At 50.7% G+C, this 13,853-nt stretch carries 11 protein-coding genes; 3 read left to right on the top strand and 8 right to left on the bottom strand.

The window, feature by feature from the left end:
• The first annotated feature begins 12 nt into the window (after positions 1–12).
• The 3 genes from xerA to ACKQTC_RS02150 are packed head-to-tail and all read left to right on the top strand — an operon-like array spanning position 13 to position 3,403.
• Positions 13–912 (top strand): site-specific tyrosine recombinase/integron integrase, encoded by a 900-nt coding sequence (gene xerA / locus ACKQTC_RS02160; protein ID WP_408976789.1) that lies wholly within the window; start codon positions 13–15, stop codon positions 910–912.
• 11 nt (positions 913–923) lie between these two features.
• On the top strand, positions 924–2,090 hold the full coding sequence (locus tag ACKQTC_RS02155; RefSeq protein ID WP_408976788.1) for a phosphopentomutase: 1,167 nt from the start codon (positions 924–926) through the stop codon (positions 2,088–2,090).
• 8 nt (positions 2,091–2,098) lie between these two features.
• On the top strand, positions 2,099–3,403 hold the full coding sequence (locus tag ACKQTC_RS02150; RefSeq protein WP_408976787.1) for a thymidine phosphorylase: 1,305 nt from the start codon (positions 2,099–2,101) through the stop codon (positions 3,401–3,403).
• A 224-nt stretch (positions 3,404–3,627) separates the two neighbouring features.
• Here the strand turns inward: ACKQTC_RS02150 and ACKQTC_RS02145 are convergent, their stop codons facing one another.
• The 8 genes from ACKQTC_RS02145 to mutL all read right to left on the bottom strand — a co-directional run bounded on the left by ACKQTC_RS02145 (position 3,628) and on the right by mutL (position 13,848).
• The gene (locus ACKQTC_RS02145; RefSeq protein WP_408976786.1) at positions 3,628–4,854 is read right to left on the bottom strand and encodes a peptidase U32 family protein; all 1,227 of its coding nucleotides are present in this window, start codon (positions 4,852–4,854) and stop codon (positions 3,628–3,630) included.
• Between the two features lie 12 nt (positions 4,855–4,866).
• Positions 4,867–5,517 (bottom strand): O-methyltransferase, encoded by a 651-nt coding sequence (locus tag ACKQTC_RS02140; protein ID WP_408976785.1) that lies wholly within the window; start codon positions 5,515–5,517, stop codon positions 4,867–4,869.
• On the bottom strand, positions 5,510–6,496 hold the full coding sequence (mltG, locus tag ACKQTC_RS02135) for an endolytic transglycosylase MltG (RefSeq protein ID WP_408976784.1): 987 nt from the start codon (positions 6,494–6,496) through the stop codon (positions 5,510–5,512). Before mltG ends, ACKQTC_RS02140 begins: the two co-directional genes overlap by 8 nt.
• A gap of 82 nt (positions 6,497–6,578) precedes the next feature.
• Positions 6,579–7,094, bottom strand: a complete 516-nt coding sequence (pgsA, locus tag ACKQTC_RS02130; RefSeq protein ID WP_408976939.1) for a CDP-diacylglycerol--glycerol-3-phosphate 3-phosphatidyltransferase — start codon at positions 7,092–7,094, stop codon at positions 6,579–6,581.
• A 4-nt stretch (positions 7,095–7,098) separates the two neighbouring features.
• On the bottom strand, positions 7,099–8,439 hold the full coding sequence (gene rimO / locus ACKQTC_RS02125) for a 30S ribosomal protein S12 methylthiotransferase RimO (protein ID WP_408976783.1): 1,341 nt from the start codon (positions 8,437–8,439) through the stop codon (positions 7,099–7,101).
• A 15-nt stretch (positions 8,440–8,454) separates the two neighbouring features.
• The gene (locus ACKQTC_RS02120) at positions 8,455–10,701 is read right to left on the bottom strand and encodes an FtsK/SpoIIIE family DNA translocase (protein ID WP_408976938.1); all 2,247 of its coding nucleotides are present in this window, start codon (positions 10,699–10,701) and stop codon (positions 8,455–8,457) included.
• A gap of 223 nt (positions 10,702–10,924) precedes the next feature.
• Positions 10,925–11,851 (bottom strand): tRNA (adenosine(37)-N6)-dimethylallyltransferase MiaA, encoded by a 927-nt coding sequence (gene miaA, locus ACKQTC_RS02115; RefSeq protein WP_408976782.1) that lies wholly within the window; start codon positions 11,849–11,851, stop codon positions 10,925–10,927.
• 17 nt (positions 11,852–11,868) lie between these two features.
• Entirely contained in the window at positions 11,869–13,848 is a 1,980-nt protein-coding gene (gene mutL / locus ACKQTC_RS02110) for a DNA mismatch repair endonuclease MutL (protein ID WP_408976781.1), read from the bottom strand.
• Positions 13,849–13,853: the final 5 nt, after the last annotated feature.

Below are 13,853 nucleotides of genomic sequence, written 5' to 3'. Positions count from 1 at the left end.
GGAAGTGGCAGCATGCTAACGCCTCTTGAGCAGTCTGATCTCCTAAAGGATTTCAAGGTATATTTACACCTAGAGCGTGGCCTGGCCAGTCAAACGCAAGAAGCCTATATCCGCGACCTCAAGGATTTTTTCCACTTTATAGACGATAAAGCGCCGACCGACTGGGCAGAGCGTGATATTGACCACTACCTGCAAGACGCCGGTCGGCGTTTTGCGCCCAGCACCGTGGCAAGGCGGATGGCTGCCTTGCGGACCTTCTTCAGCTATTACCAGCAAGTCTATCCGGGTATATTAACATGTACACCCCGTTGGCAGGCGCCTCGCAACAGCCAACACCTGCCTGAGGTGCTTTCAGTTGAAGAAGTTAGTCAGCTCTTAGCTGCCCCGGACCGGTTTAAAATGCCGGGCGTCCGGGATGCAGCCATCCTAGAACTCCTGTATGCCACCGGCATGCGGGTCAGTGAACTCTCGGCCCTTGAGCTCCAGCAGATTTTTACCGAAGACCAGTTCATCCGGGTCATCGGCAAGGGGAAAAAGGAACGCCTGGTTTTTTATGGCGACTCTGCCAGCAAGGCCCTGGACCGCTACTTGGCCCAGGGGCGGCCCCGGCAAAAAAATTACCGCTTGACCCAGTTGGTCTTTCTCAATAACCGGGGTGGCCAGTTATCCCGGCAAAGCATTTGGAAAATCATCAAGCGTTACGCTAAAGAAGCGGGTATCGACCGGTATGAAAGCCTGACACCCCATACCCTTCGCCATTCTTTTGCCAGTCATTTATTGGCTGGTGGCGCTGACCTGAGATTAATCCAGGAATTGCTGGGCCATGCTGATATATCCACCACTCAAATCTATACCCATATCGCAGATGATGCGCTCTTATCCCAATATCGTGCTGCACACCCACGTGGATAGGGAGGTTTCAGATGAAAGTCATAATGATTGTTCTAGATAGCGTTGGCGTAGGCGCTTCACCGGATGCAGGCGCTTTCGGAGATCCATCCAGTGTAAATACCCTGGCCTCAGCCCTTAAGCACTTGCCCCAGGGCACCAGCCTAAAAAACCTAGAGGACCTAGGCTTCATCCAGCTCTGCCAAGAAAAACCTGAGCCCGGTCGGGCCATAACCGCCCGGGCTCTTGAAGCATCCAAAGGGAAGGATACCGTTGTCGGTCACTGGGAATTGGCCGGTAAAATCAGCGATCGAGCTTTTCCCACCTTTCCCCAGGGCTTTCCTGAGAAAATGGTCGACCACATCAAATCAGTTGCCCAAAGGGATGTCTTGTGGAATAAGCCCGCTTCAGGCACCGCCATCATCCAAACCTTCGGCGATGAACACCTGAGAACGGGTGCCCTCATCGTCTATACCTCTTCAGACAGCGTTTTGCAAATAGCCGCTCATGAAGACATCGTCCCCCTGGACGAACTCTACCGCATCTGTGCCCAACTTCGCCAGGACTTTTCAGCGCCGGAGGAGGAGGTCAACCGGATTATTGCCCGGCCCTTCATCGGCCCCTCAGCTGGCCCCTTTACCCGGACCGAAAATAGGAGGGACTTTACCGTCCCTATTCCGGCGGGACACCTCTTAGATGACCTGGCCCAAACCAAGGTTCCAAGCTACGCAGTCGGAAAAATAAAGACCATCTTCCCCAATGTTACCTTTACAGGTAATTGGCCGGGCCATAATAATGCCGAAGCCCTCGCTTCAACCTTAGCGCTTGCTCAGGAAGTCCCCCATGGCCTTATTTTTACCAACCTTGTTGATTTCGATATGCTCTATGGCCACCGGCGGAACCCGGAAGGGTATGCCCAGGCCCTCTTGGCCTTTGACCAGGCCCTGCCGGACCTTCTAGCCGGTTTACAGGAAGAGGACTGGTTGATTTTAACCGCCGACCATGGATGTGACCCCTTGGCGCCTGGGACAGACCATACCCGGGAAAAAATACCGGTGCTTTTCTATTCCCCGCAGCTAAAAGCGGGCGACTATATCGGCGAACGCAGCAGCTATGCGGATATTGCCAGCACCATCGCCGATCTCTTCGAAATCCCTTATAGTGGTGCCGGCAGCTCTTTCAAAGAATACTTGGATACCTAGGAGGACTTATGTCAAAAAACGCCCAATACTACATTTCGAATAAGGCCCAGAGCCTTCCCTTAAATAAAGAAGCCGTTAGCTTTATGGTCGATGGCTATGTAAAAAATGAAGTCAGCGACCCACAGATGGCCGCCTGGCTCACTGCCTGCTATATTCATGGCCTGGATGATGAAGAGACCATCCTCTTAACAGAGGCCATGGTCCAATCCGGCGATCAATTAACCTGGCCAGACCATCTACGACATGATGGCCGCTACCGCTTAGTGGATAAACACAGTAGCGGAGGGGTAGGGGACAAGACAACCCTTATTATTGCCCCCTTAGTGGCCGCCTTTGGCTATCCGGTGGTCAAACTCTCAGGCAGATCCCTCGGCCATACCGGCGGCACTATCGATAAGCTAGAGAGCATTCCCGGCTTACGAACCGACTTGAGCGAAGAAGAAATAGAGGCCCAGGTCGGCCGGATTGGCCTCTATATCGGCAGCGCCACCGATCAATTAGCCCCAGCCGATAAAAAAATGTACGCCTTACGCGATCATATCGGCCTTATTGAGGAGCCGGGACTCATTTGTTCAAGCATTGTCAGCAAAAAAATCGCCTCTGGTGCCGATGCCTTTGTCTTTGACATCAAATACGGCCAGGGAGCCTTTATGGACAGCAAAGATAAGGCCCGCATCCTCGCCAAAAAAATAGAAAAGGCTTGCGAATATTTTCACAAACCTTGCAAAATCATCCTATCTGATATGAATGAGCCCCTTGGGGATGCCATTGGAAACGGCTTGGAAATTCAGGAAGTGATTCGTGTTTTATCCGGAAAGGTCAGCCAGGGGCCTTTAATTGACCTATCCATTGACCTGGCGGCCAATATGCTGGCCTTAATCGACCCGGAAAAGCCAGATATCAATCATTGGAAGAAACAATGCGCCATGGCCTTAAAAAACGGCAGCGCCCTCCAGAAATTCAATGAGATGGTCCAGGCCCAAGGTGGCGATTTAGACGAAGCACTTGATGAAGAAACTGAATTCAGTTATGACTTCTATAGCGGCGAATCCGGTCGAATTACAGCCATAGATGCCAAGGTCTTTGGCATCGCCGCCCATGACCTGGGCGCCGGTCGGCTGGACCATGATGGTATCCATCCAGCAGCAGGCATAACCCTGGACAAGCACGTCGGCGATACCGTATTCACCGGCGAACGGATTGCCTTGCTGCATTACAACCTTGAACGGAGCCAGTATCTATATCCAACCATTGACGCCTTGAAGAAGGCCGTTACAATCGATACCCAGGTTGAGGTGAATCCTTTTAATTAAGGATTGGCTAAACACTTTAGGCTAGGCAGTTTCTTGTCCAGTCTAAAGTGTTTACATAATATATATTATGGGAAGCTGCGGCTTGGTAAGCTTAGAGCACTGATTAGGTATCTACACCCCTCTTATCCAAAAAGGCCCTTAGAAAATGAGATCCCTACAACTCATTTTTCTAAGGGCCTTTATTATATTATACAAAGCTTTCTTACAAGTCCGGTCTTTTAGATTCAAGCCTTTGCTTTTCGCCGTAAAATATCCATTGGCTTAACAGGCTGGTCAACGGGCATATAGATGACCTGTCTAGCATGAGGCGCTTCTGTAATCTCCTCCATGTTTTCGTCATACATTTGGTCAATTTGATGGTCCAGCTCGGTATAGTCTGGCCCGAAAAACTGGATGGCTTCCCCTAAGACCATCTTATTGCGTTGTTCTACCTTGGCCATCTTAATTGCTGAATCGTAGTCTAAAACGACGCCGCAGAATTCGTAAGGGGTTACCGGCCCTGAAAAGGCTGAATTGATAGCATGGTCTTCCGGACGGCCAAATAAGAAGCCGCTGGTGTAAGGCCGGTGGCTGATTTTATTTAATTCCTTTTCACTATATACAAAAGCATCTTCATCAACCTGACCGGCCAAGACGCCATCTAAAACCCGCCGGTAGGCCCGGACAACTGTTGATAGGTAGAAAATACTCTTCATCCGGCCTTCAATTTTCAAGGAAGAAACGCCAGCTTCTACGAGGTCCTTTAAGTATCCCAGGGTCGACAGGTCATGGGAGTTGAAAATATAGCTCCCCTGAGCATCTTCCTCTACCGGATAGTATTCACCGGGGCGCTTTTCTTCAACCAGGGCATAGCGCCAGCGGCAGGGTTGAGCGCAGGCCCCCTGGTTGGCATCCCGGCCGGTCATGTAGTTGCTGAGCAGGCACCTACCCGAATAGGACATACACATGGCTCCATGCACAAAGACTTCCAGTTCAGCGGAAGTCTTGTCTTTGATTTCTCTGATTTCTTCCAGGGAGAGCTCCCGGGCCAATACCACCCGGTCGACCCCTTCCATATTTTCCCAAAAGCGGATGCCGGCCCAATTCACGATGGTGGCCTGGGTGCTGATATGGATGGGGACCTTAACCCCGGCCTCTTTAATGAGCCAGTAGACACCCGGATCGGCAATGAGAATGGCGTCAACCTGGATGCTTTCTAAAAACTGGGCATAGGCACCAATGCCTTCTAGACCGTCATTATGCGGGTAGGCATTCATGGTTACGTACACTTTTTTATGACGGTCATGGGCATAGCGAACGGCTTCTTCTAGCTCTTCATCATTAAAGTTACCGGCGAAGGCCCGGAGGCCAAACCGTTTTCCGGCCAGATAAACTGCATCTGCGCCATAGTGAAAGGCGAACTTTAATTTTTCAAAATCGCCTGCCGGCGCCAATAATTCCACCTGATTCATGGACACGCTCCTCTACTCCTTGATTAAAAGCAAGACCCCATCATCGATATTTAAGACATGACCCCGCCCACTGGCTGCGACATCTTCCAGGAATTGCCGAAGTCTCAATACGGCCGTTTTCTGCCTATGGTTGGGATAGGCCAGGGTAGCGACCCAACCGTGTTGCAAGATGTCATCAAAAATCATCAGCCCACCCGGGCTGACATGCTGCCACAAGCGGTCGGCCAGAGCCGCATATTGGCCTTTGGCGGCATCGATAAAGATAAGGTCATAGACCTGGTCGTTGAGTCCAGCTGATGCCCAAAAACCCTCTGAACGGATATCGCCCTGGAGCAGTTGAACCTGGCCACTAATAAGATATGAAGCAAGAAAGCGCCTTGCATCTGCATAGCGCTTTTCATTGATCTCAATACTGGTAATTTTAGCTGCCGGGGCTGCTTGGGCAAGGATCAAGGTGGATAGACCGATGGCTGTCCCTAACTCTAAGATATGCACCGGTTTTTTTAGGGCAGCAATCATCTTCAAGGCCCGAGCCACTTCCGGTACGACAACGGGAATATGGTTTTCTGCCGCATAGGCTCGCATGCTTTTTATTTCATTTGATTCCGGAAAAAGCGCTTCTAAATAGGCGCTTTCATTCGGATAGGCTTGGTAGTCAGTCATAACCGTAAATCTTTCTATTTTTCAAGTGTTCTTCGTAAGTCCTGGCAAAAACGTGGGCATTCCGGGTTTGGGTGTTAAAAAGATAGAAGTAATAGTTCGTTTTAGCCGGATTAGATGCCGCCACCAAGGACGTCATACTGGGATTACAGATCGGCGATGGAGGAAAGCCCTTGTGCAAGTAGGTATTGTAGGGCGACTTAATTTGGTAATCGGCAAAGTTTAAGGCCCGCCCCTTTTCATTCATCGCATAGGCGATGGTGGCATCGCACTGTAGGGGCATATCCTTGTTTAAGCGGTTAATATAAACCGAGGCAATGGCCGGTTTTTCCCCATCACTCCTGGCTTCACGCTCAAGCATGGAGGCCAGGATAACCGTTTGCCGGTCGTCTAGCTTATTGGTGCGCTTGGGAATCTTTTTCGTGTGGGCATCAAAATTATCCAGCATCAGTTCGATGACGCTTTCCGGGTCCATATTATCTTCATATTCATAGGTACCGGGAAAAAGATAGCCTTCTAAGCGGGTGTCATCGCCACCGGGCGAGGTGATGAAGGAATAGCCGATAAACTGACCATTCCTGACCGTTTCCCAGAACTTTTGTTTAGAACAAATCTCTTTCTTTTCAAAAAGGTCTGCGACATCACTTAGGGTAATCCCCTGGGGAATGGTTATGACCCGGGTAGCCCCCTTTGGCCGCATGAGGATAGAGCTGATGCGTTTTAAGGGCATGGCTGCACTAAGCTTATAGGTGCCAGCCCGGGGCACCTGGTTGTCTTCGTTATTTTTGACGTATTCCAGGAAGTGACCGTTATCTTTGATGAAGCCTTCATTTTCTAGCCGCATGGCAACGGTCTCTAAGTTATCATTTGGATCAATGGTAAAGTTAATCCGCTTGGTCTCTTCTAAGTTGGCGATTTCATCACCGGATACGGTACCCAGCTGGGTGAGAAGAATAAGGCCACTGCCGATGACGACGATCAAAATTAGGCAAAGACCCAATAAACAGCCAAGTCTTGAGCCTTGTTTTCTTGCTTTTTTTGCCATATGACCACCTTAATTATGCTCAATGCCAAGAAACTTGGCGACTGAATTTGACCACATAGTCAGCAGCTGAAAGGATTGTTAAGATAACCGCGAGATAAATGAGAGCCGTACCGAAGGGCCAGCCCAGAATCAGCAAAACAATAGCTACCATCTGGGTAACGGTTTTAAACTTGCCCCAGGGGCCGGCTGCAATGACAGTCCCTTCTGAGGAGGCCACTGCCCGTAAACTGGTAATGCCCAGCTCCCGGGCTAAGATAATAATAACCACCCAAATGGCCAGCTTATTTTGGACTGCCAGGGCAATGAGGGCCGTTAGCACCAGTAGTTTATCGGCCAGGGGATCCATGATTTTCCCATAATTGGTCACCAGGTTATTCTTTCTTGCCAGGTATCCATCCAGGAAGTCTGTAAAAGAAGCCGCCACAAAAATAATAGCTGCAATCACTTCAGCCCTGCCGGACCCAACCATTTGAAAAATTAGGTACAGCGGGATCATAATAATCCGCAAGGTGGTCAGCATATTCGGTAGATTCATCATCCTAGATCAACTCCCCTACCATGTCATATTCATCAACGCCCGTCAGACGAACTTTTAGGGTATCACCAACTTGATAGGCTCCGGCTTCTGCCTGCAGCAAAATAAAGGGATCGATATCCGGGGCCTCGCCGAAACTCCGGGTCAGGTAAAGGCCCTCTATATCCGGGCTGATTTCTTCCACGACCACCAGCCGCTCTTCCCCTTCTGCCCCCCGGTGCTTGTCCTGCATAATTTGGAACTGGTCATCCATCAGGACCTGGGCTCTCTCTTCACGGATTTCTTCCGGGATTTGATTGGTCATTTGCCCTGCAGGGGTCCGGTCCTCCTGGGAGTAGGGAAAGACACCAACCCGGTCCAGCTTGGCTTCCTTCAAAAAGGCCAGGAGTTCAGCAAACTGGTCCTCTGTTTCCCCGGGATAGCCGGTGATAAAGGTCGTGCGAAAAACCATATCCGGAATCGCCGTCCGAAACCGGTGAATGATATCTTCGATTTCAGCCTTGGTGATATGGCGTCGCATAGACTGCAGGATGTCGTCATTAATATGTTGAAGCGGCATATCAATATAGTTGCAAATCTTAGGCTCTTCTTTAAAGCAGGTAATGAGTTCATCGCTAATGTGGTCCGGATAGGCGTATAAAAGACGAATCCATTCCAAGCCCTCAACCCGGCAAAGCTTGCGCAATAAGGCAGCCAATTGAGGCTTACCGTATAAGTCAAGGCCATAGTAGCTGGTATCTTGGGCAATCAGGATCAGTTCCCGGGTACCCTGGGCCACAATGGCCTCTGCTTCCGCAAGGATGTCTTCCATGGGCCGAGACCTATAAGGGCCCTGCATATCCGGAATAGCACAGTAGGAACAGCGGTTATTACAACCTTCAGCGATGGAGAGGTAAGCATAATGTCCTGGCGTACTGACCAACCGGCTTTCATAATCCTTAGCATCAGGAAGGCGCCAGTAGGTATCCACTTGGATCGGTGGCTGACCGGCCTGGTAGTAGTCCCGGATAATTTCCACGATGTGGTCATAGCCGGTCGTCCCTAGGAAAAGGTCAACTTCCGGCATCGCTTCTTCTAATTCGTCGGCATACTTTTGGACCAGGCAGCCTAAAGCAATCAAAAGCTCTAAGTGACCGGATTCTTTATAGTCAGCATAGCCCAGTAATGTATTAATCGATTCTTCCTTGGCGGCGGTAATAAAGCCACAGGTATTGACGATAATGACCTCAGCCATCTGGGGATCGGTTGTTAAACTGAAATCCCCGGATGACAGTAAACCTGCCATCACTTCACTATAGACGGTGTTTTTAGCACAGCCGAGGGTTTCGATGTATATATGCTTCACGCTTTATAGCCTCCATTAGCTTTCGCTGTTGTTGAATACTTCCTCATATTCCTCCAGGGTCATCTTGATTTGTCGCGGCTTACTACCCTCATAGGGGCCTACATAACCCAACTCTTCAAGCTGGTCGATAATCCGGGCAGCCCGAGTATAACCAATTCTAAAGTGACGTTGCAACATGGATATGCTGGCCTGGCCACTTTCGATAAAGAGACGACAGGCATCTGGAAGCAGGTCATCATAAGCGGCCTCATCGGCATCGCCTTTTTGGCCACTTTCAGCCATGGCCACTTCAGCGGCCATTACTTCTTCATCATAGTTTGGTTGGGCTTCAGCTTTAACCGACTCTACCACTGCATCAATTTCATCATCGGTTACAAAAACGCCCTGAACCCGCTTGGGTTTAGCCATGCCTGTTGGGTAAAAGAGCATATCACCGCGACCGAGCAGTTTCTCAGCCCCGCCCATATCCAGGATGGTTCTGGAATCCACCTGGGAGGAAACGGCAAAGGCAATCCGGGACGGGATATTGGCTTTAATAATCCCTGTAATGACATCAACAGAGGGGCGTTGGGTAGCGATAACCAAGTGCATTCCGGCGGCCCGGGCCATCTGGGCCAGACGGCAGATGGCATCCTCTACATCAGCCGGCGCCACCATCATGAGGTCCGCCAATTCATCGATAATGATGACAATATTCGGCAGGGTTTCTGTTTCCGGTGAAAATTCGCCCTTGGCTTGCCGCTCGAGGCACTTCTCATTATAGCGACGGATATCCTTGGCGCCAGTGGCGGCAAATTTTTCATACCGCTTTTCCATTTCCTTAACGGCCCAGCGCAGGGTGCCGGCAGCCTTTTTAGGATCGGTAACCACCGGCGCCAGGAGGTGGGGAATCCCGTTATAGTTTCCAAGCTCAACCATTTTCGGGTCAATCATGAGCAGCTTGACTTCATAGGGCTTGGCCTTGTAAAGCAGGCTAATGATAAGGGCATTTAAGCAAACACTCTTCCCGGACCCGGTTGACCCGGCAATCAGGAGGTGGGGCATTTTAGATAAATCAGTGACAATCGACTGGCCACTGATATCCTTGCCGAGGACGACACTTAAAGGGCTATCGGCCTCTTGAAAGGCCTTCCCGGCGATTAATTCCTTAATTCGCACGACCCGGGCCCGTTTATTGGGGACTTCGATCCCTACCGCCGGCTTACCCGGAATCGGTGCTTGAATACGAATCCCCGTCGTGGCCAGGTTAAGGGCCAGGTCATCGGCCAGGTTAAGAATTTTACTGACTTTTACCCCAGCGGCCGGTTGGAACTCATACTCGGTAATGGTCGGGCCCACGCTCACGGAGTGGATGGCCCCTTTAACCCCAAAGTTATCCAGGGTCTCGACCAGGGTCCGGGCATTCTCGTCAATTTCTGCCTGGTCAATTTTCAGTCCTTTTTTAGATACATCCTCTAAAAGGTCAACAGAAGGCAGGTGGTAAATCTGTTGGGGTGAATGGGCCTTGGCTGCGACGGCATCGGCCAGGCCACTTTCTACATAGGACTGGACCTGCTGCCGGGCATCCTCTTCCCGCAATTCTTCTTCAAACTCTTTTAAGTTGCTGATAAAGATGGTCTGGTCGGCCAGGGCCGGCTCCTTCTTTTCTGCTTGGACCTTACTTTTCTTTCTAGGTCTTTCAGTCCGTGCCCTTTCGACAGGCGGCTCATCAGCAGCGGCCAGTTGTTTCTGGTCAGCTCTTTCAGGTAACCGGTTTTTTACCCGGTCAACCAGTCTCTTTCTCCCCTTTTTCTCAGGGCGGTCTCCAGCCTGGTGGTCATCAACAAAGACGAAATGCCTAAACTGGTCAGTAAACTTTCCAATCGCCGGGCGTAAGTTATTGGCCAGGCTTTTTAGCCAGATGACCAGCTTGCCTTCACTACCGTAGTATAAGAAAATCACCATGCCGGCAATCATAATCAACCGAGTCCCGGTGGCCCCAAAAAGTTTAACAAACAGGTAGGAAACCAGGGCGCCGATTAGGCCGCCGCCAATCCCATCTCTGCCATATTCAAAGCTTTTCTCCAGTTCAATATTGAGATGCTTAATCCCTAAAAATAGGACGGCTATGCCAATAAAGCCAATCACTTGCCGCCGGTTGGGGGAAAAACGTGGCACACTGAGATGGACGCCCAGGGCCGCAATGAGGACCGGTACAAGGAATCCCCCTGAGCCAGCCAAGGAATGAATAACCCGATAAAAGAATCCACCCAATACCCCCATCTCATCATTGAGATTCGAGGGATGGATACCAGCGCCTCGTGCTAAAACCCAGACTAAGTAGCCGGCTAAAATAATAAGTATTAATCCACTTAGCACGCGCAATAGGATATTTGACCGATCAAGTTGTTTTTTTCTAGCCAAAAACATCACCTCCGTAATAGGTAATTCATATCAAGTCATCATATCATGAATAGGGCAAAAAGGAAAGAGTGATACCTTTAAGTTATTCTCCCTTCCCCTGAAAAGTCGTGATTATTTTTTCCGCCGCCTCTGCCTTAGAGAGAAGATCCAGGTTTAACCAGGTTAAGTTAGGGTCCCGTCGGAACCAGGTCAGCTGTCGCTTGGCAAATCGCCGGGTATTCTTTTTCACTTCATTGATAGCCTTTTCCAGGGGCGTATCCCCTTGGAAGTAAGGGATAAATTCCTTAACACCAATCGCCCGCAGAGCCGGGGTATCGCCCGGCAAGTCTTGCTTGAGCAGCGCCTCCACTTCAGCTAAAAGGCCCTGGTCAACCATGAGGTCGACCCGTTGGTTGATCCTTTCGTACAGGCGCCTCCTGTCCATGGTCAGACCAAAAAAGGTTAGATCATAGGCATGTTGCTGGTACTTGGCCTGCATATCTTTTTCCAAGAAATCCTGCTGTTTCAGATAGTAGAGCTCTAGGGCCCGAGTCACCCGTCGGGGGTCCCTTTTTTCAACATGGGCCAAGAGGTCCGGGGCCCTTTCAAGGAGGAAGTTGACCACCTCGGCCAGACCCAATTCTTGAACCTTTTGTTCCGCTAAAAGGCGCCCCTGCCGGTCGGTGTCGGCATACTGGTAGTCATAAATCAGGCCATTGATATAAAGCCCGGTACCACCGACGACAAAAGGAACCTTCCCCCTTTGGCCGATATCCGCAATCCGCTGGCGGGCAGCTGCTTGAAATTGGGCTGCAGAATAGGCCTCGGCCGGTGGACGGTCGGCAATCCCATAGTGAACGACACCGGCCATTTCCTCTGGAGAGGGCTGGGCGGTACTGATGGCCATGCCTTGATAAATCTGCATAGAGTCACCGGATATGATTTCTGCATCCAGGGCCTTCGCCACCTCAATACTTAAGTCGGTTTTACCACTGGCTGTTGGCCCGACAAGAACCAATAATTTTTGCATACCTACTCCTTTACCCCTTACCCGGGAAAGCTCCCTCTTTTGAAAAAGAGATACAAGTCATTCATACTGATTTCAATAAAGATAGGCCGGCCATGGGGGCAGGTCCGGGGAGACGACAGCTTAGCCAGACTTTGAATCAGGGCATGTTGTTCAGCATGACTGAGGGGCCAGTTGGCCTTCACTGCTGATTTACAGGCCCGGGTGGTCAATAGTTCCTCCCGGATTTCAGCCATGGTCAGCCGGGGATTTTCTTCAAAAATGTCCAGGATTTCCAAGATAAAGTCCTTGATATTGGGCACATGCACCAAAACCGCCGGCAGGGCCACAACGCTATAGTCCTCGTCGATGACCTCAATGATAATCCCCATATCCCGTAAGGCCAGGATAGCCCGGTTGGTTGCATCCTTCTCCCTAGGGGTCAAGGCCAGGGGAAAGGGATGGAGCAGGTGCTGGATCAGGACTTTTTCTTCCTTTTCTTGGGCCATAAAGGCATCGTACAGGATCCGCTCATGGCAGGTGTGCTGATCAATGATATAAAGGGCCTTCTTACTTTGGGCAAGAATAAAGGTATTATTTAATTGACCAATGACCTGGAGGTCGTGAAGGTCTCCGATATCCAAGGGCTCCTCAGCAGCTACATCAAGGGAGCTGGCTAAAAAGCCCCTGTTAGCTTCAGGGTCGATATCCAAAGTCGGACGCTCATGCGCTAAAGCTGGATGGTCACTTGCAGCATTCTTATTTTTCTCATACCGATAGCTTGAGCGTTGGTCACTCACTTCAGGCCTAGAGCTGAATGTAGGGGTCTGGCTACTGGCATAGGTATCCGCGGTAAAGGGGAGTTGCTGGGACCTGGGAAAGGGGCCCTTGGTCGCCCCCCTCCCTTCCTGCCGATCTAAGCTGAAGGGAGTATCTGTGGCCTCTGGCCCTTGTTCATCTGAAAACAAGCCCTTGTCATCCAAATCGTCTTCCTGTAAGGCCGCCGGGGTGTAAGTCAGGGCTACCCGGTCCTTCCAGATGACATCTCTGACCAAGTCTTCCAATTGACTTTGCCACAAGCCCGGATGGGCAATTTTTACCGTGGTTTTAGCCGGATGGATGTTCACATCCAGGGTATCCGGAGGCACCGTCAATAACAGCAGGCTGGAAGGAAACCGTCCCTTGGGGATATAGGTGTGGTAGGCATTTTCAATAATGGTATTAATTTCCTTACTCTTGACCCAGCGGCCATTGACAAAGACCGTCATTTCTTTCCGGTTATTCCGGGTGACGCTTGCATCGCTCATCCAGGCTTCTGCAAAAATCCCCGGTGCCAGTTCCACTTCTTCCAGATGGAGTAAGTGCCCCTGGAGGTCTGCGCTCCGGAAGTAAACAAAGCGGTCTTCGACAGAATCCCGCCCCACGGTCGTGTAAACCAGTTGGTTATTGTGGGATAAGGTGAAGGTCACCTGGGGATAGGCGGTGGCGTAGACACTAAAGAGCTCTGCACACTGGCCGAACTCATAGCTTTCCGATTTTACGAATTTACGCCGGGCAGGCACATTGTAAAAGAGGTTGCGGACCTCTATTTGGGTCCCCTGGCGAGGGGCTACGGCCTCAAAGGCCTCGCCGGGGTTGGCGCCGGGGGTGTACTTCCAGGTCTTTTCCTCTTTCGCAGTGCCACTGGTGGCAGAGGCCTGACTGACAGTAGCAATGCTGGCCAAAGCCTCCCCCCGGAAACCAAAACTATGTAGGGCAAAAAGGTCGTTAAAGTCCGATATTTTGCTGGTGGCATGACGTTCAAAGGCCAGGGGCAGGTCATCCTTGGTCATGCCACTGCCATTGTCTGTCACCTGGATTAACCGCATGCCGCCGGCCTGGAGCTGGATATCAATGGTATCCGCCCCGGCATCAATGGCATTTTCCAGAAGCTCCTTAACGACAGATACCGGCCGCTCAATCACTTCTCCAGCGGCTATTTTATTGGCGATTTGTGGGCTAAGTATATTAATTTGACCCATACGAA

It is taken from the genome of Peptococcus simiae (genome assembly GCF_046097595.1).
Taxonomy (GTDB): domain Bacteria; phylum Bacillota; class Peptococcia; order Peptococcales; family Peptococcaceae; genus Peptococcus; species Peptococcus simiae.
Note: the sequence above shows the minus strand (reverse complement) of the source record. Positions and strands in the feature narration are given on the sequence as shown.